Source organism: Pseudomonas sp. SWI7 (assembly GCF_006351945.1).
Lineage (GTDB): Bacteria > Pseudomonadota > Gammaproteobacteria > Pseudomonadales > Pseudomonadaceae > Aquipseudomonas > Aquipseudomonas fulva.
This window is the reverse complement of sequence record NZ_CP040930.1, coordinates 974916-993873: the sequence shown is the minus strand read 5'-3', so window position 1 is coordinate 993873 and position 18958 is coordinate 974916. Positions and strand designations below refer to the sequence as shown.

Below are 18958 nucleotides of genomic sequence, written 5' to 3'. Positions count from 1 at the left end.
GCAGCTTGGTACCGGCAGTTTCAAGCTTCAAGCATCAGGCAGCAAGAAAAAATGCGCCTGGCTTGCAGCAGGGGCTCAGTAAGCCTTGCCAGCCTTGTAGTAGTTCTCGAAGCAGAAGTTGGTCGCGTCGATGTAGCCCTCGGCGCCACCGCAGTCGAAACGCTTCCCTTTGAATTTGTACGCGATCACGCAGCCGCTCTGGGCTTGCTTCATCAAGGCGTCGGTAATCTGGATCTCACCGCCTTTGCCGGGCTCGATGTTCTCGATGATATCGAAGATGTCGGGCGTCAGGATGTAACGGCCGATGATGGCCAGGTTGGACGGCGCATCCTCGGGTTTGGGCTTCTCAACCATGTTGGTGACACGGAAAATGTCGTCACGAATCATGTCGCCGGCAATGACACCGTATTTGTTGGTTTCCTGCGGATCGACTTCCTGAATGGCGACGATCGAGCAACGGAACTGGTTGTACAGCTTCACCATCTGGGTCAGCACGCCATCGCCTTCCGGGTTGACGCACAGGTCATCGGCCAGCACCACTGCGAACGGCTCGTCGCCGATCAGGGGACGGCCAGTGAGGATCGCGTGACCCAAGCCTTTCATTTCGGTCTGACGGGTGTAGGAGAACGAGCACTCGTCCAGCAGGCGACGAATGCCTACCAGGTACTTCTCCTTGTCGGTGCCCTTGATCTGGTTTTCCAGCTCGTAGCTGATGTCGAAGTGATCTTCCAGTGCGCGCTTACCGCGGCCGGTAACGATGGAGATCTCGCTCAACCCTGCATCCAATGCTTCCTCAACGCCGTACTGGATCAACGGCTTGTTGACCACTGGCAGCATTTCCTTCGGCATGGCTTTGGTGGCTGGCAGGAAGCGAGTGCCATAGCCGGCTGCCGGGAACAAGCATTTCTTGATCATAAACGTCCTTAACAAAGGCTAGGCCTGGGGGTTACGGCGCAGTCTAATCAGGCGGCGGTCACCTTACAATGCCCCGCCTGTGGCCGATCGTTGGGAACATAGAGGCAACCGCTCACGGATAGTTCAAAGGGCCGCCCAATATTCCTGACCGGTACGTCATCCTTCCAGGCCCTTGCCTGGCCATCAGCGACCGGTGCCCTGCCCGATCAACACGCCTTCGACCTTCTGGCCGTAGAGATTGACCCCATCATTGGCATGGAACTTCAGGCGGGTTTTCTCGATGGAGCCCTCTACCAACCTCGGGTCCTGGGGCCGCTCGTGCCGGTTTATCCAGGCCGCCACGTCCCAGGCCTGCTGGTCGCTGAGCGAGCCCGGTCGACCCAGCGGCATGTTGTACTTGATGAATGACGCCGCCGTATTGATCCGGTGCATGCCCGCCCCCCAGTTGTAGGCGTCCCTGCCCCATAGCGGCGGCATCACATACTCGCCCGCCACCTTCTGGCCTTCGCCCTTCTTGCCGTGGCAGATCGCGCACTGCTCGAGGTACACCTGCTGCCCACGCTTGAAGTCATAGCCCCCCGCTGGCGGCGCCACTTCCGGATAGCCTCGCCCGGCCAACGGCACACCGGTCGGCGCTTTGGTAGAGAGCCAGTAGGAATAAACCGACAGCGCGGTCATCTCCGGGCTGTCAGCCGCCGGCGGCTTGCCGTTCATGCTGAACTGAAAACATCCCTGGATTCGCTCGGCATACGTGTTGACCTTGTCGTTTTTCTTTCGGTAGGCCGGGTACATCGGGTAAGCGCCCCACAGAGGGGCCGAGTGCGCCATGCGCCCTTGATCAAGGTGGCAATTAGAGCAGTTCATGCCGTTGCCAACCGCTTCAGGCATCAGACGTCGGGTATCGACGAACAGGGCGTGCCCCTCGCGCACCCTCTTCCCAAACGCATTGTCCGGCAACTCGCCCTCTGCCGGCGGCACGAAGCGCGGTTGCGCCTGTGCATTCGGCACTTTGAGCTGGGACTGGTCTTCCATGGTCACGGGGCTGGCGTGAACGCTACCTGCTGCCAGCAGCAGGGCTGTAAGCAAAGGCTTCATGGCTTGGCCTCCAGGTTGGCAGGAAGAGCGAAAAACGCGGAAACGGCCGTGATCTCGTCGGGGGTCATGGCCTTGGCCACGCCGACCATCAACTGGTTGGGGTCGTTGCTGCGCGTTCCATCACGCCAAGCGTTCAGTTGAGCCGCCAGATAAGCGGCGGGCTGGCCAGACAACGGCGGGAAATGCTCGCCTACGCCGCCACCGCCTGGGCCATGGCACTGGATACATCCAGGGACGTGCCGGTTCCAGTCGCCATAAAGCGCAAGCCGCAGCGTTGGATCATTGGCGATTTGCTGACGACGCAGGTCACCGGTTGCCGGCGCCGGCAAGCTGGCCAGGTAGGCACTCACCGCTGTGATCTCGTCCTCGGACAATGCCTTTGCCAAGGGCGCCATGACCGCCTGCTGTCGAGTACCATTGCGCCAGTCACGCAGTTGCTTGCTCAAGTAAGGGGCCGGCAGGCCGGCGAGCCGTGGGAAGCCTGCTGCGCCGATACCGTTGCCATCGGCACCGTGGCATCCAATGCAGGCGAGGGCTGCAGGGTCGGCGCCCCCTTGGGTAAAGACTTTCTGGCCATCTGCAGCGTGGGCCGATGCCCAGGCCAGGGACATCAGGCCACCGATCACCATGACGCTGAATGGTCTCATCACGAACCTCCTTTTCTATTGTTATATGCTTAGGCCCAAAACATATAAGCAAAAGGAGGTCGGTCACTTGCGCTGGGTCAATCCCCGGAAATACAAGCCGTCGCGGCGTTACGCACATCACCCGGGCGCAATGGGAAGTTGCTCAGACGTTCATGCAACTTGATGCTGCTGCCATTGTTGCCACGCTGGCTGATATCCAGAAGCGCGCCTGGGCCCTCGCCTGGCGAAAACTTCTGCGGCACGATCAAACGCAATCCATCACCGCGTTTTTCTTCCGTCAACGGGCCACGCGAGTCGGCCAGCCGGGCCTTCACGCAGTCGGCATATTCACGTGGCGTCTTGCCTGACATCACATCCATCGTCTCATGGGATTGTTCTAGGTCAGACACACTGGCGCACCCGGCCAGGGTCAGCATCCACGCCGCCAACATCCACTTCATCTGCTGCACCTCTGTCATCAGGAACACCGTTCGACCGTGATCTGGCTCTTTTGCTCCCTGTACTGGCAGATTTATCTGCGCCCGGTCAGCAGCCCGGCGCGCTCACCGCGCATCGTGTTATCGTGCGCGTTTGCAAAACCAGACTTTGCGGAGCCACACATGAAATTCGTACACCAGCGCGAGCACCTCAACGAGGACGACATCGTCGTCATCGAGTGCTCCCAGCGCTGCAACATCCGTCTGATGAACGACGCCAACTTCCGCAGCTTCAAGAATGGCGGTCGTCACACCTATCACGGCGGCCACTTCGACAAGTTCCCCGCCAAGATCACCGTGCCAAGCACCGGTTTCTGGAACATCACCATCGATACCGTGACGACCCGTCCGATCTCGGTCACGCGCAAGCCCAGCCTTACGCACAAGATCAAGATCATCCGTCGTTCCTCGTCGCAGCTCAGGTAAGGCCAGCCATGACCCAAACCATCAAGTACGTCATCAAGTACAAGCTCGAAGGCCAGCGCCGCTGGGATTTCGCCCTCATGTCAGACGACTCTCGGGAACAAGCGCTACAAGCCCTGCGCAAGATCCATGGTGAAGACGTGGACAAGGTCAGCGACATCCAGGTCAGCAAGGCACTCTAATCGCCCAGTCTCCATCCATTGCGCCTGAAGGAGCGTCGCATGAGCCAGTGGCCCGATCGCCGTGTTCTCGATTTGCTGGGTATCGAACTGCCCATCCTTCAAGCGCCGATGGCCGGGGCATCAGGTACGGCGATGGCTATTGCGGTAAGCCAGGCCGGTGGTCTGGGCGCATTGCCTTGCGCCATGCTCACGCACCAGCAGGTACGCGAGCAAATCGCTGTCTTTCGAGCCGCCAGCCCTGGCCGCGCCCTGAACCTGAACTTCTTCTGCCATCAGGTACCGGCATCCGATGCTGACGCCCTCACCGCTTGGAAGCAGGTGCTCGAGCCCTACTATCGAACGCTGGGGGCTGATTTCGAAGCACCTGCACCGGTGTCCAACCGCGCGCCTTTCGACGAACACAGCTGCCAGCTGGTCGAGAACCTGCGCCCTGAAGTGGTGAGTTTTCACTTCGGCCTGCCTCAGGCTGACCTGCTGCGCAGGGTCAAAGCCAGTGGGGCCCGAGTACTGTCCAGTGCCACAACCGTCGAAGAGGCACGCTGGCTGCAGGATCGCGGCTGTGATGCGATCATCGCCATGGGTTATGAGGCTGGCGGGCATCGCGGCATGTTCCTCAGTGAAGACATCACCACCCAAATCGGTACGCTTGCGCTGGTGCCGCAGGTGGTCGATGCCGTCGATGTCCCGGTGATTGCGGCCGGTGGCATTGGCGATCACCGTGGTGTGCTGGCCGCACTGGCATTGGGTGCCTCTGCGGTGCAGATCGGCACCGCCTACCTGTTCTGCCCCGAAGCCACCGTGTCGCCGTTTCATCGGCAGGCGCTGGACAGCGCGTCCGCCAGCGACACGGCCCTGACCAACCTGTTCACCGGTCGCCCGGCCCGCGGTATCCATAATCGCCTGATGCGCGAGCTGGGCCCCATGAGCGCGCAGGCACCCCGGTTTCCGCTCGCAGGTGGCGCATTGATGCCACTGCGGGCAATCACTGAAGCCCAAGGCAGCAGTGATTTCAGCAACCTTTGGGCAGGCCAGGCACTACGCCTCGGCCGGCACTTGTCCGCTGCAGACCTGACCCGTGACATTGCAGACAAGGCATTGGCTCGTCTGAACCGCTAACCGGACCGATCAAGCGCGCCGTGCCTTGCTTGAGCCTCGATCCAATAAAAACAGCTGCAAGCAACTGGCGAAGCGCTATATAGTCAGGCATATAACGAAAACCAGGAGCTTTCCCAATGCGTTCTCGCCTGCCTTACCTAGCCGCCCTCGCCAGCCTGATTACCCTGAACACTGCCTGGGCCGACGAGGTCCAGGTGGCTGTCGCTGCCAACTTCACCGCACCCATCCAGGCCATCGCCAAGGACTTCGAGAAGGACACCGGCCATAAGCTGATTGCAGCCTACGGCGCTACCGGACAGTTCTATGCCCAGATCAACAACGGTGCCCCTTTCGAAGTGTTCCTGGCCGCAGACGACAGCACCCCGGCCAAGCTCGAGAAAGAGCACGCCATCGTGCCAGGCTCACGCTTTACCTACGCCATCGGCACGCTGGCCCTGTGGTCGGCCCAGCCTGGGTATGTGGATGACAAGGGCGCAGTCTTGCAGCGCAATGCATACCAGCACCTCGCGCTCGCCAACCCGAAGACCGCCCCTTACGGCCTGGCGGCCACGCAAGTGCTAGAAAAGCTCAAGCTGACCGAGGCGACGCGCGACAAATGGGTAGAAGGTCAAAATATCACCCAAGCCTTCCAGTTCGTCTCTACCGGTAACGCAGAACTGGGCTTCGTGGCGCTGTCGCAGATCTTCAAAGATGGCAAGGTGCAGAGCGGTTCGGCCTGGATCGTCCCGGCTTCCTTGCACGCCCCCATTCGCCAAGACGCGGTGATTCTGGAAAAAGGCAAAGACAACCCGGCTGCCAAGGCCTTGGTGGACTACCTCAAGGGCCCCAAGGCAGCTGCGGTGATCAAAGCCTATGGCTATGAAATCTGATGCCGCTCGATGCCAGTGATCTTGGCGCCATCTGGCTCACCCTGAAGCTGGCCAGCCTGACCACCCTGATTCTTTTAATCGTAGGCACACCTGTTGCCTGGTGGCTGGCACGCACGCGGTCATGGTTTCGCGGGCCGATAGGCGCCATCGTTGCCCTGCCCTTGGTGCTGCCGCCGACGGTGATCGGGTTTTACCTGCTGATTGCACTAGGCCCGCATGGCTGGCTTGGCCAAGGGATTGCGGCACTGGGCCTGGGCAATGTGGTGTTCAGCTTCTCGGGCCTTGTAATCGGCTCGGTCATCTACTCGATGCCCTTTGTGGTCCAGCCGTTGCAAAACGCTTTTGCCGCCATTGGCAAGCGCCCCATGGAAGTGGCGGCCACGCTGCGCGCCGGGCCCTGGGACAGTTTCGTGCATGTGGCGCTACCACTGGCCCGTCCGGGTTTCATCACCGCCAGCATCCTGGGTTTTGCCCACACCGTAGGCGAGTTTGGTGTCGTGTTGATGATCGGAGGCAACATTCCAGACAAGACCCGCGTGGTATCCGTGCAGATCTTCGACCATGTCGAGGCGATGGCCTACACCCAGGCGCACTGGCTCGCAGGCGCCATGCTGGCGTTCTCTTTCTTGGTGCTGCTGTTGCTGTACGCAGGCCGACGCGGCAATGCGGGCTGGAACTGACATGACGCACTCGATCGTGGCACGCCTGAAACTGGCACGCGACGCTTTCACCCTGGACGTCGACCTGCAACTGCCAGGGCGCGGTATCAGCGCCTTGTTTGGACACTCTGGCTCGGGCAAAACCAGTTGCCTGCGCTGTCTGGCCGGGCTGGAGCGCCCTGGCCAAGCGTATGTGGAAATCAATGGCGAGGTCTGGGAGGACACCGCTCGTGGCGTCTTTCTACCGCCCCATCAGCGCCCGGTGGGCTACGTCTTCCAGGAGCCCAGCCTGTTCGCGCACCTGACCGTGCGTGGCAACCTGGAGTTCGGCTGGCGCCGTGTGCCGTGGACCCAGCGCAAGGTGGACCTGGAACACGCCAGCGAGCTGCTGGGCATCGGCCACCTGCTGGCGCGCCGGCCCTCGACGCTATCGGGTGGCGAGGCGCAACGCGTCGGGATTGCCCGCGCGCTGCTCAGCAGCCCCCGGCTGCTGCTGATGGATGAGCCCCTGGCTGCCTTGGACGGGCCCCGCAAGCGTGAAATCCTGCCTTACCTCGAGCGCCTGCACGAGGAACTGGACGTGCCTGTGGTTTATGTCAGCCACGCACAGGACGAAGTGGCGCGGCTGGCTGACCACGTCGTGCTGCTGGAGCATGGACGTGTGGTAGCGAGCGGCCCGGTTGCCCCTACCTTGGCGCGTCTGGACTTATCGTTGGCTCAGGGCGAGGATGCCGGCGTGGTGCTCGAAGGCCAGGTGACAGGCCATGACCCGCACTACGACCTGCTTGAACTGCGCTTGCCTGGCAACAACGGGCTCGTACTACGTTTCGCACACCCCATCCGGGCCCTGGGCAGCGCCTTGAGGGTCAAGGTCCACGCTCGCGATGTCAGCCTGGCGCTCACCGCCGACGGCACCTCAAGCATCCTCAACCGAGTGCAGGTTCAGGTACGCGCCACCCACGCTGCCGACAACCCAGCCCATTTATTGGTCAGCCTGGATGCCGACGGCAGCACCCTGCTCGCCCGTATTACGCGTTTCTCGGCGGACCAGCTTGGGGTACACCCAGGCCAGCGCCTGTATGCACAGATCAAATCGGTTGCATTGCTGAGCTGACGCGCTGAAATGGAGCAACGGCCAAGCGGCCGTTGTCCATTGATCAGTGACTTGATCGAGGCCTGCCGCCCATGCTCGACTGCCCGCTTCCCGAAACGCTGCATTACGTCGACGACAGCCAGCCCGGCTTGACTCGTCGCCGCTGGCGCGACCGCTTCATCTACCTGGACGCCAATGGTGAACGGGTCCGCGACCCTGAAACACTGGCACGTATCGCCGCACTGGTGATCCCACCGGCCTATACCGATGTCTGGATATGCGTCGACCCGCAAGGGCACTTGCAGGCCACTGGCCGCGATGCCCGTGGCCGCAAGCAGTACCGCTATCATGCCCAATGGCGTGAAACCCGTGACCAGCACAAATACGGCCGAATGCTCGCCTTCGCCCAGGCATTGCCAAAGCTGCGCTCACAATTGGAAACCCACTTGTCACGACCGGGCCTTGACCGTGAAAAGGTCATGGCCCTGGTAGTCAGCCTGCTGGACCATACCCTCATCCGCATTGGCAACCAGCGCTACATGCGCGACAACAAGTCCTATGGGCTGACGACCCTGCGCAATCGACATGTAGAGGTCAAGGGCAGTACCATCCGCTTTCAGTTCCGTGGCAAGCGTGGCGTCGAGCACGATGTGACGCTGCGTGACCGACGCTTGGCGGCCTTGCTGAAGCGTTGCATGGAACTGCCCGGCCAAGCGCTGTTCCAGTATCTGGATGCCGATGGCCAGCGTCACAGCATTGGTTCGAGCGACATCAATCAGTTTTTGCAACAGTTGACTGGCGCCGACTTCACGGCCAAGGACTACCGTACCTGGGCCGGCAGCAGTCTTGCGTTGGACCTGCTCAGACCCTTGGCCTGGGAGCCTGAAACCGAGGCCAAGCGCCAGGTCGCTGCCATTGTCAAACAAGTCGCCTCGCGCCTGGGCAACACCCCCGCCGTGTGCCGACGCTGCTATATCCACCCAGCGGTGCTGGAGCATTACACACTCGGGCGGCTGGCCGCCTTGCCCAAGAGCCGAGTGCGCAAGGGGCTGGACCCGGAAGAGGTCGCTTTGCTGGTCTTTCTCAAGGCATTGGAACAGCAGGCCGCACATTGAGCTTGTCTATCCACCCCATGATGCAAAGGTATTTCCTATTGAACGAGGCCCCCACTATCCTTCCCAACAGAGCACCTTGTCCTACAAATCCTTTATACGGTAGCTGGCTGTTCGCATCCCTTCTTCGTGCCATAGATTTTGACATTTTGGGAATTACTAGGCTTCTAAAGCGTCTTTAATGGAAGGAAAAGGGATAGGCTCCCACCGCTAGCGCACATGGCCTGCGGACTTTTTTATCACCAAGGAGAAGTACATGCTGATACTCACCCGTAAGGTTGGCGAGAGCATCGTCATCAACGATGACATCAAAGTCACCATTCTGGGCGTCAAAGGGATGCAGGTGAGAATAGGCATCGACGCACCCAAGGACGTTCAAGTGCACCGCGAGGAGATCTTCAAACGCATCCAGGCCGGCAATCCGGCCCCTGAGAAGCAGGACGATTGACACCGATCATTCAAGCGGGCTGCAGGGATGCGCCCACAGCCTTAGCCCTTCAGTAGGCCACGCACGGTCGCAATCATCTCGCCCATGTCGAATGGCTTGTCGAACACTGCCGCGAATAATGTCGGGCATCCCTCGCTGGCCTGGGCGCCGCTCATGAGGATGACCGGCAGCGTTCGCAAGGCAGGATCTGCCCGCATGGCACGTACCAGCTCCTGACCATTGAGCACGGGCATCATGTAGTCGGTGATGACCAACTGCACCTGTACGCGTTTGAGTACCTCCAGCGCTTTCTGGCCGTTACTCGCCTTTTCGATCGCATACCCTTCGTCTTCCAGGGCAAAACCCAAGATCTCGGCTATCAGGTATTCGTCGTCGACGATCAGCACAGTCTTCATGTAAGAGAAACCTAAAGGCTCCCTTGCGGCACGGCTGTGCCAGAAAGGGCCCCGCTGGTGCCTTCGAACGCTCTACGCAGTGAGATCCCAGACGATGCGATTACAAGCTCATGCAAAGACGCGTCGTGAGCACTGTCGCGTACTTTCAGGATGGAGAGCATTCGGCGCAAGGTGCCGTCGTGCTCAACGAATCGCATCAACACCAGGTTGTCGACGATGCTTGATAAATCGGGCGCCGGCGCAGTGATCTCCGCACCAAAGATATCGCGCATTTCCCAGGTCAGCATCACACTCACCTCTCGATTGCGCAGCTCTCCGGTCAACGCGCGAAAAAAGGCATTCAGACGGTCAGGCTCCGTGGACAGGCGGCTCCACGCGCCCAGGCTGTCGATAAGGACTCGCTTGGCCCCGGTTGCCTGCACCTGTTCGATCAAGCGCGCACCCAGCTGATCCAGCAGCACCTGCGTACAAGGCTCCCAGCACAGTGTCAAGCTCTGGGTCTGTTCCATGGCTGCAAAGTCGTACCCCAGCGAAGCCGCCTTGATGCGCAGGCGATCGGGTGATTCGTAGAAACCGAAATGCAAGCCGGGCGCCTGGGGTGTGCTGGCCGCCAGAAACGCCATGCCAAGCGAGGTCTTGCCAATGCCCGACGGGCCGATCAGAAGCGTTACAGAGGCGCAGGACAGTCCGCCATCGAGCATGTCGTCGAGCGTCGACACACCACTGCTGATCCGTGATGCAACTGCACTAGCGGGCGCACTGGGCTTGGCGAACAATGACTCCAGACGCGGAAACACCCTCACACCGGTATCGTCGATCAGGCACTCGTGACGCCCGGACAAGGCTCCGCTGCCACGTGTCTTGCGCAACTGAATCGTGCGAACGGCGCGGCTACCCATCATCTGCTCACCCAGTTCGATCACGCCGTCGACCATCGTGTGTTCAGGGCTGCCTTCTTCGAGCCGCGCACTGGTCAACAACAGTACGGTGCAGCCAGCAAAGGCCGCATGACCTTGCAGCGCTGAGACGAATTTTTTGGTATCGAGCGATGTTTCGGCACGTAGGCGGGCATTGAGTACGCCATCGACGATGAGCAGGCTGGCCTTGTGTCGACTGATCTCCTGCCTCAGCAACCTGACCACGGCATCAAGGCCATCCTGCTCCAGGGTGTCGAAGGCGCTGACGAACTGGATCTGATCGCCGACCATCGAGGGGTCGAAGAAGTCCAGCGTGCCCAAGTATTGAAATAGCCGCTCATGGGACTCGCTGAGCAACGTTGCCACCAGCGCCCGGCCCCCCTTGCGCACATGCTCGCAGGCCAGTTGGTTGGCCAGAATGGTCTTGCCTGCGCCAGGTGGGCCCTGCACGATGTACGACGCACCCGCCACCAACCCACCTTTGAGCAGGGCATCGAGCCCGTCGATACCTGTCAACAATCGCTTGAGTGTCTGAGTCATGCTGTGCCCCTCACGGCTCGGTAACTGGCTGGCTTGAATGAACGGGCAAATACAGCCGCATGCACGTGCCGACCCCCAGCTCGCTTTGCACGCTGATGGCACCGCCGCTTTGCCTGGCAAATCCGTACACCTGGCTCAGGCCCAGGCCGGTGCCCTGACCGAAGGGTTTAGTGGTGAAAAAGGGTTCGAAAATACGTGGCTGTACCTCCGCCGCCATGCCCTCGCCGCTGTCTTGCACCTCGAAGCACACGAAGTGGCCGTGCAGGCCATCGACCTCACCTGTCAGCGACACCGCTTCGACGGTCAGCACGATGCGGCCTTCCTCGGCGATGGCATCCCGGGCATTGAACAGCAGGTTGAGCAACACCATTTGCAACTGACCAGCATCCACTTCGATGATGGGAAGATCGGGCTGCACTCGCGCATCCAGTGTGACCGAACTGGGCAGTGCGTGAACAAGCAATCCATGGGTGGCGTCGATCAGTTTGGCCGGCTCTATACAGGTCACCTCGAGCTTGCGATGACGCGCAAAGCTGAGCAGCTGACGGGTCAGGTCGGTGCCGCGCTGGCCAGCTTCCAGAATGTTGTGCAGCATGCGCTGAACGCGCTCTGGGTCCGGGGCGGCAAGGGCCAAGCGTGCAGAGCTGAGGATAATGGTCAGCAGGTTGTTGAAATCATGTGCCAGGCCACCGGTCAACTGACCCAGCGCCTCGAGCTTCTGAGCCTCGAACAGCTGCGCTCTGACGGCGTCCAGTTGCATCGCTGACTCACGGCGGTCGGTAATGTCCCGCGTAACCTTGGCAAGCCCGACGACCTGGCCTTGGTCATCGCGAACCACATCGAGGGCCACCAATGCCCAGAAGCGCGTGCCGTCTTTGCGCTGGCGCCACCCTTCATGCCGCGACACCCCCTGTTCGAGCGCTTGACGCAACAACTGCTCAGGCTTGCCTTCGGCGCAGTCTTCAGGCGTGAAGAACAGGGAAAAATGACGCCCCACCACTTCATCGGCGCTATAGCCCTTGATCCTCTGGGCGCCCGCATTCCACGAGGCGATATGGCCGGTGGTATCGAGCATGTAGATGGCGTAGTCCACCACCGACTGGACCAATTGCTCGTAACGATGAGCAGGCATATCTGAATTGACCTGGCAATCAGTTGAAACCATGCGAGCTCCATCGGCACGGCAGGTGAACATCATCCAAACGGCTAGAGCTCAGACCTTGACGCACGCTGTTCACCTTCATTGCGCAGTCGTCGGCCCGACCATCACATCCAGTGACTTGGCTAACATTGGGCCAAGCTCATGACACTGTCAATCGGCCAGGTGTGATGGGATGCGATGTGCGGAATATGGCAGCCAAGGTTGACTCTGCTATAACGGTGGGTTATAAAGCCGCCTTGATTGCACAGCCCTTCTGTCTGAAGTGAGCCGGCCCCCGTGGCCCTTTCAAGCGTGCGAGTGTGGTGGAATTGGTATACACAGCAGACTTAAAATCTGTCGGCGTGAGCCTTGCGGGTTCGAGTCCCGCCACTCGCACCACATCCTGAAGAAGGCGCCCAAGGCGCCTTTTTTGTTGCCTGTCTTTTGCTGGCCCGCCATCACTCATCCTCGCAGTCGTCGAACCACGCAGGATGATCGCGCTCTTCTTCTTCCAGCGCGTCAAGCGATGGCATCTCGATCTCGTCTTGCGCCCCATGGGCATCCGGCTCGAGCGCGTCTTGTTCATCGTGAAATTCATGATCCAGCAAATGATCATGCTCAGGTTCGTGCAGGTCGTCGTCGCGCATAATGAGCCTCGATTCAAGTGGCACGCCTGTATAGGCTCAACGGCTTCTGCGGTCAACGCCGCAGTGACTTAATCCCAGGTTAACGCCCTGCGTTCAACGTAGGAGCTCTCCCTTCAAGACGTTGTTGGCCCGCTCGTTCCTGGCGGGCATTTTTTTGTCGGTCAGCAGGGCCTGCCACTGCCCAGTCGCACATTTTCTTCACGTACGACGTACCCATCACCTTCTCTTCACGAAATGATCACATTCGCCTTGGCACTCTGACCGTGCTCCGTATGTTCTTGCAGCCCGCCGCATTCTTGCCGCGGGCTTTTCTTTTTGTCGCCGTCCTCAACGCCACCGCCTTCCTATGACCTGCGGCAGTTTTCCACTTGCAAGCGGGCGCTATTCTGCATGGGCTAGCTTCAAGTCAACCGAATAGACACGGAGGTTCGTATGAAAGCTGCTGTCGTAGCCCCAGGCGGTCGCGTTGAGGTGGTCGAAAAACATGTTCGCCCTCTCGAATACGGCGAGGCCCTGCTGAAAATGCAGTGTTGCGGCGTTTGCCACACTGATTTGCACGTCAAGAACGGTGACTTCGGCGACAAGACGGGTATTGTGCTGGGCCATGAAGGCATTGGCGTGGTGCAGGACGTCGGTCCTGGCGTAACGTCCCTCAAACCGGGCGACCGCGCCAGCGTGGCCTGGTTCTATGAGGGCTGCGGCCACTGCGAGTATTGCACCAGCGGCAATGAAACGCTGTGCCGGCAGGTCAAGAACGCCGGTTACACCGTAGACGGTGGCATGGCGGAGGCCTGTATCGTCAAGGCCGACTACTCGGTAAAGGTACCGGAAGGGCTATCGTCCGCTGCGGCCAGCAGTATCACCTGCGCAGGCGTGACCACGTACAAGGCAGTCAAGACGTCCAACATTCGTCCCGGCCAGTGGATCGCAATCTACGGCCTCGGCGGGCTGGGCAACCTGGCACTGCAGTACGCCAAGAACGTCTTCAACGCCAAGGTCATTGCGATTGATGTCAACGAAGAGCAACTGCGCTTCGCGACTGAAATGGGAGCCGATCTTACCATCAACCCCTCCAGCCAGGATGCTGCCAAGGTCATCCAGGCCCAGACCGGTGGCGCCCATGCCGCTGTGGTTACCGCCGTGGCCAAGGGCGCCTTCGATTCGGCCGTCGATGCTCTGCGTGCCGGTGGGCGGCTGGTGGCCGTGGGGCTACCGTCAGAAGCGATGAACCTGAATATCCCGCGCTTGGTGCTCGATGGCATTGAGGTCATCGGTTCGCTGGTGGGCACGCGCCAGGACCTGCAAGAGGCCTTTCAATTTGCTGCCGAAGGCAAGGTGGTGCCAAAGGTCAGCCTGCGCCCCATCGAAGACATCAATCAGATCTTCGAAGAGATGCTCGATGGGCGCATCAAGGGCCGGATGGTGATCCAGTTCGAGGGCTGAACGAGGCCCTCCACTCAAGCTGTGTGCAGCGGGCAGCGGCCCTGTTCATCGGGGTCGCAAGCCACTGCAAGGGTGGCTGCAGACCGCTGAGCGCCGTGCTCAACGGCCATGACCTCGCACCGCATAGGCCGACGTCGTCGCTTTTCTGCTGCGCCCTTCATAGACCCAGACCTGAGATCCTGGCAACTGCGCCATGACCTCGGCTTCCTCCGCTTCTGCACGCGGTTCCTCACAGGCGTCTTTGGCCTTTGCACACGCCTGCGCACGCTCACGCTCGTCCGATGCCGCCTTGAGCATCTTGTTCAAAGATTCGACCATACTGGAATAGTCCATTGCCTGACTCCTTTGCGGAAGGTGTTCACCTGATGAGCCTGATCATAGCGAGCCAACCTTTCAGAAACTGGCAACGCAAAACGCAATAAATCGTGGGTCTCTTACTTGATGACCCCCACTGCCGCGCGAGGTTCAGCCAAAGCGATCAACAGGTACCTTGAGACTAGCAGTCCCTGCTGTGTTTATCTGTCCCCGCCTCCACATCAGCCATGATCTCCACGCGCCTCGAACAGTTATCAAGGCGCTGCTACGTTCGTCGGAGAAGGTCACCAACAGCGAAGTATTGCGCTCTACTTACACAGGAGTCCCCGTTCAAGGTCCAGGTTCTATGGGACGTGGACGTTTCTGCTCAACCGGAGTAATCGTCATGACAGAAGAAGAAGCGAGTGATGTTGTAACGCGCATCCAACACGAACTCAGCCATCAAGCTCGTGTTGCTACGCGCATTGAAATACATGATCTGGGCCTCTGGGCACGTCTGGAGAAGGCGCACTTCACGACGACCATTCACGGCAACCAGTTGTTCGAAAAACCCGTCGTGATCGTACCCAGGTGCGATGCGTCATACACCATCCTTTACACCTGTTGAGCCAACGCGTTAACCGGTCGCCACGGGAGTCTCGAATGAGTATCCGTAGTCTTAAGAGGAACCTGCCTGCTGATCCACACAAGCCAGGGTGGGTACTGGGCTGGGGCGTGTTGAGAGATCGTCATCCGTGGCATTTTGTCGACGTCTACGCTGACCAGCGTACGGCCCACATCGAAGCCCAACGTCGAGGGAGTGGGTATGTGGTGGAATATGGCGCTCATCGCCTGGGCTCGAATGACTTTGTCTGTGGCGTCAGCCTTCCTGAAGGCTGACGCGTGCGCCTGGCTTCATGAGTCCTCTTGATCCTGTGCTGAAATCAATTCAGTAGGGATACCTGTGCGCTCACTCTAAGATGACCCCCACTTTACAGGGACAGACTCAACGAGTGGACCTCAATACTCATGACGCATCAAGCCATTACCTACTCGCTCAAACGCACGCGATTTGACGAACATTATTGCCCGTGCGAAAACACGCGGCTGACCACCAACTTTGCCAACTTGGCAAGGGGTTCACTTCGCGAACAGAACCTTCGCCACACACTGGGCATGATCAATAATCGCTTCAACGCGCTGGCCCACTGGGACAACCCTGCCGGTGACCGCTACACCGTAGAGCTGGATATCGTATCGGTGTACATTCACTTTACAACCGAGGTCACGCATACGCCGCTGCCCTTGATCGAAATACTGTCCACTGCCGTCATTGATCATCACACCGGCCAGCGTTTGCCGGGCATAGCCGGCAACAACTTTTCGTCCTATGTGCGCGATTACGATTTCAGCATCGTGCTGCCCGCCTATAACGTCCACCGCCCGGACTTCAGTGCCCCTGCCGATTTTGGCGTGCTGCACGGTAAACTTTTCAAAGGGTTTGTGGGCTCATCGGTTTACCAGCAACACTTTATCAAGCCACCGGTCATTTGCCTGAGCGTGTCAAGTAGCAGAACCTATCAGCGCACGGGGCATGACCACCCCGTGTTGGGCCAAGAGTACCGGCAGGATGACTATTCATTGACCGATGCTTATTTCAAGCAAATGGGCTTGCGTGTTCGTTATTTCATGCCTGCAGGCAGCCGGGCGCCGCTGGCCTTGTACTGTTCGGGCGACTTGCTCAATGACTACACCTCATTGGAACTGATCAGCAGCTTGAGCACGATGGAAACCTTTCAGAAAATCTATCGTCCCGAAATTTATAACGCCAATGCAACGGCCGGCGCCACGTATCAGCCTAGCCTGCAACACGAAGACTACTCTTTGACGCGCATTGTTTACGACCGTGTAGAGCGCAGCCGTTTGGCCGTTGAACAAGGAACGTTCGCTGAGGCCCACTTCATCAAGCCTTACCACACGCTGCTCGAACAATGGTCTGCACACTTCGCAGGTTGATCGCCTCCTCGCACAAGGTCGAATTTCATGAACACATTGCTCCCCACCTCTACCGCTGGCAGCTTGCCCAAGCCGACCTGGCTGGCTCAGCCCGAAACCCTCTGGTCACCTTGGAAACTGCACGGCGATGCCTTGCTCGAAGGCAAGCAGGACGCACTGTGCCTGGCGCTGCACGAACAGTCGAGCGCCGGGATAGACATCGTCAGTGACGGCGAACAGACGCGTCAACATTTCGTGACCACGTTCATCGAGCACCTGAGCGGCGTGGACTTCGAGAACCGGCAGACTGTGCGCATCCGTGATCGCTACGACGCCAGCGTTCCGACAGTGGTAGGTACCGTGGCCAGGCGCAAGCCCGTGTTCGTCGACGATGCCAGGTTCTTGCGCGCGCAGACTCGACAGCCTATCAAGTGGGCGCTCCCAGGGCCCATGACCATGATCGACACGCTTTACGACAGCCACTACAAGAGCCGCGAAAAGCTCGCATGGGAGTTTGCCGTGCTGCTCAACCAGGAAGCCAGAGAGCTGGAAGCTGCAGGTGTCGACATCATCCAGTTCGACGAACCCGCCTTCAACGTGTTCTTCGATGAAGTGAACGACTGGGGCATCGCCACGCTCGAGCGGGCGTTGGAAGGCCTCAAATGCGAGACAGCAGTGCATATCTGCTACGGCTACGGGATCAAGGCCAACACTGACTGGAAGAAAACCCTGGGTGCCGAATGGCGCCAGTATGAAAAGGCGTTTCCCAAACTTCAGCAATCGAGTATCGACATCGTGTCGTTGGAATGCCAGAACTCACGCGTACCCATGGACCTTATCGAGTTGATCCGCGGCAAGAAAGTCATGGTCGGCGCAATCGATGTGGCCACGCACGCTATCGAAACACCCGAGGCCGTTGCCGATACGCTGCGCAAGGCGCTGGCATTCGTGGACGCCGACAAGCTCTACCCATGCACCAATTGCGGCATGGCGCCCCTGCCCCGCTCGGTTGCCCAAGGCAAATTGCGCGCACTGACAGCAGGCGCTGCAATCGTGCGGCAGGAATTGTCGGGTGCAAAAGGGCCATGAGTGCACGTCAGTTTGCATTCGACAGTCGTCCTCCGCGGCAAAACTGAACACACTGGCGCCACTGAATTGACCGTTCAGTGGCTAGCGGCGACCACCCGAATCAAGGGTTTGCGCCTTGGCGTCTGCCGCACCCTTTGCCATGGCCAAATCGATCAGCACATCTTCACGCATTGCCTGACGCACAGCCTGGCGAGCCGCTTTCACACGGCCCGCCAGGCCCTCTCACGCCGGCAGCGCCACCTTGCTGAACCGCTGCGCCAGAAACGGGGTGATGTCCAATGGCAAAGCCTCCTCGTGGACCACCTTGTCCAGCATTACCCCCGTGATTGCCGAGGTCAGCACCCCGGTGCGGAAATGCCCGCAGGCGTTGAAATAACCCGGCATCTCATCCACGGGCCCGAGGATGGGTAGCTCATCGGGCGAGCCTGGCCGCAGGCCGGCCCAGGTACGCTTGAGGTTGACCTGTTCGAGTGCCGGGACGCAGCGTATGGCGCCCTGGACCAGGCTGCTGATCTCCGGGAAGGTCGTGGTGACATCGAAGCCTTTCTCCTCGGTGGTGCTCCCGATGAGAATCTCCCCATTGTCCTTTTGCGCCATGTAGCAGTCACTGGTGGTGATGCACCCATCAAGCAGCTTGGGTAGGCGCTCGGTCAATACGATCTGCCCCTTGACAGGTTTGACGGGGATGGACGTGCCCGTGGCCCACTCGCTCAGTTCGGCAGCCCAGGCGCCGGCCGCATTGATCAGGGTGTCGCAATGGAAGTCACCGGCCTGTTCGGTACGAACCCCTTTGATGCGTCCGCCCTGATGCAACACGCCGGTGACACGCGTGTTGAGATACAAATCGACGCCATTTTGCCGTGCACCTTCCATGTAGGCGTCCCCCAGGCGAAATGGGCTGAGCTGGTGGTCGCAGAGAAACTCCAGCGCACCGTGCGCGTTTTCGGTGACCGATGGCTCCGCCTTGCGAAGTGCCTGGCGGTCCAGCCAGCGGATCTGTGACTGCAGATGAGGGATGTGCTTGACGATGTGCTCGGCGTAAAGCTGATCCTCATCGTCCTGGATCACGTACTTGAGTCCAGTGCGCTCGAACTTGAAGTCCATCCCGTGGCGCTCGATCAGCTCCTGGTGCAATTGCGGATAAAGCGCATTGGACTGCAACGCCAGATCGAAGAAACATTGCGGCAGGATGTGCGGGGTGCTCGAGTCCACGGCCACCGCCGCACCGTGAGCTTGGCGCTTGGCCTGGGAAGACAGCATGCGAAAGAAAATCACCCCGCAGCCCAGGCCCACCGATTCGCCGATGGCCCACAGCCCACCTGCCGAAGCACGCGTGGCATTGCCGGGCCGCTTGTCGTCGATCAGGGCAATGCGCAGGTTGCCGCGCTTGGACAGCTGGTACGCGCAGGACGCGCCGATCACACCGGCACCGGCAATCACGATGTCATAGGTCTTGTTCATG

Annotated in this window: 23 protein-coding genes and 1 tRNA gene; 14 read left to right on the top strand and 10 right to left on the bottom strand. The window is 59.8% G+C overall.

From position 1 onward, the window contains the following. Window positions 1-75 precede the first annotated feature (75 nt). From galU to FH041_RS04425, 4 genes are all read right to left on the bottom strand, one after another. Window positions 76-915: a UTP--glucose-1-phosphate uridylyltransferase GalU gene (galU, locus tag FH041_RS04440; protein WP_027916106.1), complete on the bottom strand. Its 840-nt coding sequence runs from the start codon at window positions 913-915 to the stop codon at window positions 76-78. Window positions 916-1098: 183 nt separating this feature from the next. Next, the gene (locus FH041_RS04435) at window positions 1099-2010 is read right to left on the bottom strand and encodes a c-type cytochrome (protein ID WP_049695791.1); all 912 of its coding nucleotides are present in this window, start codon (window positions 2008-2010) and stop codon (window positions 1099-1101) included. Then, on the bottom strand, window positions 2007-2657 hold the full coding sequence (locus tag FH041_RS04430; protein ID WP_104926317.1) for a cytochrome c: 651 nt from the start codon (window positions 2655-2657) through the stop codon (window positions 2007-2009). The genes FH041_RS04435 and FH041_RS04430 overlap by 4 nt, the downstream gene beginning before the upstream one ends. 77 nt (window positions 2658-2734) lie before the next feature. Then, on the bottom strand, window positions 2735-3097 hold the full coding sequence (locus FH041_RS04425) for a hypothetical protein (protein ID WP_028686437.1): 363 nt from the start codon (window positions 3095-3097) through the stop codon (window positions 2735-2737). Window positions 3098-3256: 159 nt separating this feature from the next. Here FH041_RS04425 and FH041_RS04420 point away from each other — a divergent pair, with 159 nt between their 5' ends. The 8 genes from FH041_RS04420 (at window position 3257) to csrA (ending at window position 9035) form a co-directional block, all read left to right on the top strand. Further along, the gene (locus FH041_RS04420) at window positions 3257-3559 is read left to right on the top strand and encodes a DUF1883 domain-containing protein (RefSeq protein ID WP_027916110.1); all 303 of its coding nucleotides are present in this window, start codon (window positions 3257-3259) and stop codon (window positions 3557-3559) included. Between the two features lie 8 nt (window positions 3560-3567). Then, window positions 3568-3738: a hypothetical protein gene (locus FH041_RS22645; RefSeq protein ID WP_088523181.1), complete on the top strand. Its 171-nt coding sequence runs from the start codon at window positions 3568-3570 to the stop codon at window positions 3736-3738. A 39-nt stretch (window positions 3739-3777) separates the two neighbouring features. Next, window positions 3778-4854: a nitronate monooxygenase family protein gene (locus FH041_RS04415; RefSeq protein WP_140174218.1), complete on the top strand. Its 1077-nt coding sequence runs from the start codon at window positions 3778-3780 to the stop codon at window positions 4852-4854. 116 nt (window positions 4855-4970) lie between these two features. Then, window positions 4971-5723 carry a molybdate ABC transporter substrate-binding protein gene (modA, locus tag FH041_RS04410; RefSeq protein ID WP_128610402.1) on the top strand — a complete coding sequence of 251 codons (753 nt, stop codon included), beginning with the start codon at window positions 4971-4973 and terminating at the stop codon, window positions 5721-5723. Then, window positions 5723-6403, top strand: a complete 681-nt coding sequence (modB, locus tag FH041_RS04405) for a molybdate ABC transporter permease subunit (protein WP_027916113.1) — start codon at window positions 5723-5725, stop codon at window positions 6401-6403. Before modA ends, modB begins: the two co-directional genes overlap by 1 nt. 1 nt (window position 6404) lies before the next feature. Continuing rightward, window positions 6405-7496 carry a molybdenum ABC transporter ATP-binding protein gene (gene modC, locus FH041_RS04400; RefSeq protein ID WP_028686440.1) on the top strand — a complete coding sequence of 364 codons (1092 nt, stop codon included), beginning with the start codon at window positions 6405-6407 and terminating at the stop codon, window positions 7494-7496. A 71-nt stretch (window positions 7497-7567) separates the two neighbouring features. Then, on the top strand, window positions 7568-8590 hold the full coding sequence (locus FH041_RS04395) for a DNA topoisomerase IB (RefSeq protein WP_028686441.1): 1023 nt from the start codon (window positions 7568-7570) through the stop codon (window positions 8588-8590). A gap of 253 nt (window positions 8591-8843) precedes the next feature. Next, on the top strand, window positions 8844-9035 hold the full coding sequence (gene csrA, locus FH041_RS04390) for a carbon storage regulator CsrA (protein WP_027916116.1): 192 nt from the start codon (window positions 8844-8846) through the stop codon (window positions 9033-9035). Window positions 9036-9076: 41 nt separating this feature from the next. Here the strand turns inward: csrA and FH041_RS04385 are convergent, their stop codons facing one another. The 3 genes from FH041_RS04385 to FH041_RS04375 are packed head-to-tail and all read right to left on the bottom strand — an operon-like array spanning window position 9077 to window position 12052. Then, window positions 9077-9430 (bottom strand): response regulator, encoded by a 354-nt coding sequence (locus tag FH041_RS04385; RefSeq protein ID WP_027916117.1) that lies wholly within the window; start codon window positions 9428-9430, stop codon window positions 9077-9079. Between the two features lie 11 nt (window positions 9431-9441). Then, window positions 9442-10887 carry an ATPase domain-containing protein gene (locus FH041_RS04380; RefSeq protein ID WP_028686443.1) on the bottom strand — a complete coding sequence of 482 codons (1446 nt, stop codon included), beginning with the start codon at window positions 10885-10887 and terminating at the stop codon, window positions 9442-9444. A 10-nt stretch (window positions 10888-10897) separates the two neighbouring features. After that, window positions 10898-12052 (bottom strand): nitrogen regulation protein NR(II), encoded by a 1155-nt coding sequence (locus FH041_RS04375; protein WP_027916119.1) that lies wholly within the window; start codon window positions 12050-12052, stop codon window positions 10898-10900. A 290-nt stretch (window positions 12053-12342) separates the two neighbouring features. Between FH041_RS04375 and FH041_RS04370 the strand changes: the two genes are divergently transcribed. Next, a tRNA-Leu gene (locus FH041_RS04370) sits at window positions 12343-12427 on the top strand. Window positions 12428-12486: 59 nt separating this feature from the next. On the opposite strand, the gene FH041_RS04365 is transcribed toward FH041_RS04370, so the two are convergent. Continuing rightward, entirely contained in the window at window positions 12487-12675 is a 189-nt protein-coding gene (locus FH041_RS04365; protein WP_027916120.1) for a hypothetical protein, read from the bottom strand. 432 nt (window positions 12676-13107) lie between these two features. Between FH041_RS04365 and adhP the strand changes: the two genes are divergently transcribed. Then, window positions 13108-14118, top strand: a complete 1011-nt coding sequence (gene adhP, locus FH041_RS04360) for an alcohol dehydrogenase AdhP (protein WP_027916121.1) — start codon at window positions 13108-13110, stop codon at window positions 14116-14118. 99 nt (window positions 14119-14217) lie between these two features. On the opposite strand, the gene FH041_RS04355 is transcribed toward adhP, so the two are convergent. Continuing rightward, window positions 14218-14451 carry a hypothetical protein gene (locus tag FH041_RS04355; RefSeq protein ID WP_028686445.1) on the bottom strand — a complete coding sequence of 78 codons (234 nt, stop codon included), beginning with the start codon at window positions 14449-14451 and terminating at the stop codon, window positions 14218-14220. 367 nt (window positions 14452-14818) lie between these two features. Here FH041_RS04355 and FH041_RS04350 point away from each other — a divergent pair, with 367 nt between their 5' ends. The 4 genes from FH041_RS04350 to FH041_RS04335 all read left to right on the top strand — a co-directional run bounded on the left by FH041_RS04350 (window position 14819) and on the right by FH041_RS04335 (window position 17496). Beyond that, a complete protein-coding gene (locus tag FH041_RS04350; RefSeq protein ID WP_027916123.1) occupies window positions 14819-15040 on the top strand; it encodes a hypothetical protein in 222 nt (73 codons plus the stop codon). Window positions 15041-15075: 35 nt separating this feature from the next. Then, window positions 15076-15312, top strand: a complete 237-nt coding sequence (locus tag FH041_RS22905; protein WP_080992835.1) for a hypothetical protein — start codon at window positions 15076-15078, stop codon at window positions 15310-15312. A 129-nt stretch (window positions 15313-15441) separates the two neighbouring features. After that, window positions 15442-16428, top strand: coding sequence for a DUF1852 domain-containing protein (locus tag FH041_RS04340; protein WP_059183852.1), 987 nt, complete (start codon window positions 15442-15444; stop codon window positions 16426-16428). A 27-nt stretch (window positions 16429-16455) separates the two neighbouring features. After that, window positions 16456-17496, top strand: coding sequence for a methionine synthase (locus FH041_RS04335; RefSeq protein ID WP_028686447.1), 1041 nt, complete (start codon window positions 16456-16458; stop codon window positions 17494-17496). Between the two features lie 222 nt (window positions 17497-17718). On the opposite strand, the gene hcnC is transcribed toward FH041_RS04335, so the two are convergent. Then, window positions 17719-18957: a cyanide-forming glycine dehydrogenase subunit HcnC gene (gene hcnC, locus FH041_RS04330; RefSeq protein ID WP_027916126.1), complete on the bottom strand. Its 1239-nt coding sequence runs from the start codon at window positions 18955-18957 to the stop codon at window positions 17719-17721. Window position 18958 lies beyond the last annotated feature (1 nt).

Excerpts from the sequence above, each read along its gene's own strand:
- galU (WP_027916106.1), bottom strand. The coding sequence starts at position 915 with ATGATCAAGAAATGCTTGTTCCCGGCAGCCGGCTATGGCACTCGCTTC.
- FH041_RS04435 (WP_049695791.1), bottom strand. The coding sequence starts at position 2,010 with ATGAAGCCTTTGCTTACAGCCCTGCTGCTGGCAGCAGGTAGCGTTCAC.
- FH041_RS04430 (WP_104926317.1), bottom strand. The coding sequence starts at position 2,657 with ATGAGACCATTCAGCGTCATGGTGATCGGTGGCCTGATGTCCCTGGCC.
- FH041_RS04425 (WP_028686437.1), bottom strand. The coding sequence starts at position 3,097 with ATGAAGTGGATGTTGGCGGCGTGGATGCTGACCCTGGCCGGGTGCGCC.
- FH041_RS04420 (WP_027916110.1), top strand. The coding sequence starts at position 3,257 with ATGAAATTCGTACACCAGCGCGAGCACCTCAACGAGGACGACATCGTC.
- FH041_RS22645 (WP_088523181.1), top strand. The coding sequence starts at position 3,568 with ATGACCCAAACCATCAAGTACGTCATCAAGTACAAGCTCGAAGGCCAG.
- FH041_RS04415 (WP_140174218.1), top strand. The coding sequence starts at position 3,778 with ATGAGCCAGTGGCCCGATCGCCGTGTTCTCGATTTGCTGGGTATCGAA.
- modA (WP_128610402.1), top strand. The coding sequence starts at position 4,971 with ATGCGTTCTCGCCTGCCTTACCTAGCCGCCCTCGCCAGCCTGATTACC.
- modB (WP_027916113.1), top strand. The coding sequence starts at position 5,723 with ATGCCGCTCGATGCCAGTGATCTTGGCGCCATCTGGCTCACCCTGAAG.
- modC (WP_028686440.1), top strand. The coding sequence starts at position 6,405 with ATGACGCACTCGATCGTGGCACGCCTGAAACTGGCACGCGACGCTTTC.
- FH041_RS04395 (WP_028686441.1), top strand. The coding sequence starts at position 7,568 with ATGCTCGACTGCCCGCTTCCCGAAACGCTGCATTACGTCGACGACAGC.
- csrA (WP_027916116.1), top strand. The coding sequence starts at position 8,844 with ATGCTGATACTCACCCGTAAGGTTGGCGAGAGCATCGTCATCAACGAT.
- FH041_RS04385 (WP_027916117.1), bottom strand. The coding sequence starts at position 9,430 with ATGAAGACTGTGCTGATCGTCGACGACGAATACCTGATAGCCGAGATC.
- FH041_RS04380 (WP_028686443.1), bottom strand. The coding sequence starts at position 10,887 with ATGACTCAGACACTCAAGCGATTGTTGACAGGTATCGACGGGCTCGAT.
- FH041_RS04375 (WP_027916119.1), bottom strand. The coding sequence starts at position 12,052 with ATGGTTTCAACTGATTGCCAGGTCAATTCAGATATGCCTGCTCATCGT.
- FH041_RS04365 (WP_027916120.1), bottom strand. The coding sequence starts at position 12,675 with ATGCGCGACGACGACCTGCACGAACCTGAGCATGATCATTTGCTGGAT.
- adhP (WP_027916121.1), top strand. The coding sequence starts at position 13,108 with ATGAAAGCTGCTGTCGTAGCCCCAGGCGGTCGCGTTGAGGTGGTCGAA.
- FH041_RS04355 (WP_028686445.1), bottom strand. The coding sequence starts at position 14,451 with ATGGACTATTCCAGTATGGTCGAATCTTTGAACAAGATGCTCAAGGCG.
- FH041_RS04350 (WP_027916123.1), top strand. The coding sequence starts at position 14,819 with ATGACAGAAGAAGAAGCGAGTGATGTTGTAACGCGCATCCAACACGAA.
- FH041_RS22905 (WP_080992835.1), top strand. The coding sequence starts at position 15,076 with ATGAGTATCCGTAGTCTTAAGAGGAACCTGCCTGCTGATCCACACAAG.
- FH041_RS04340 (WP_059183852.1), top strand. The coding sequence starts at position 15,442 with ATGACGCATCAAGCCATTACCTACTCGCTCAAACGCACGCGATTTGAC.
- FH041_RS04335 (WP_028686447.1), top strand. The coding sequence starts at position 16,456 with ATGAACACATTGCTCCCCACCTCTACCGCTGGCAGCTTGCCCAAGCCG.
- hcnC (WP_027916126.1), bottom strand. The coding sequence starts at position 18,957 with ATGAACAAGACCTATGACATCGTGATTGCCGGTGCCGGTGTGATCGGC.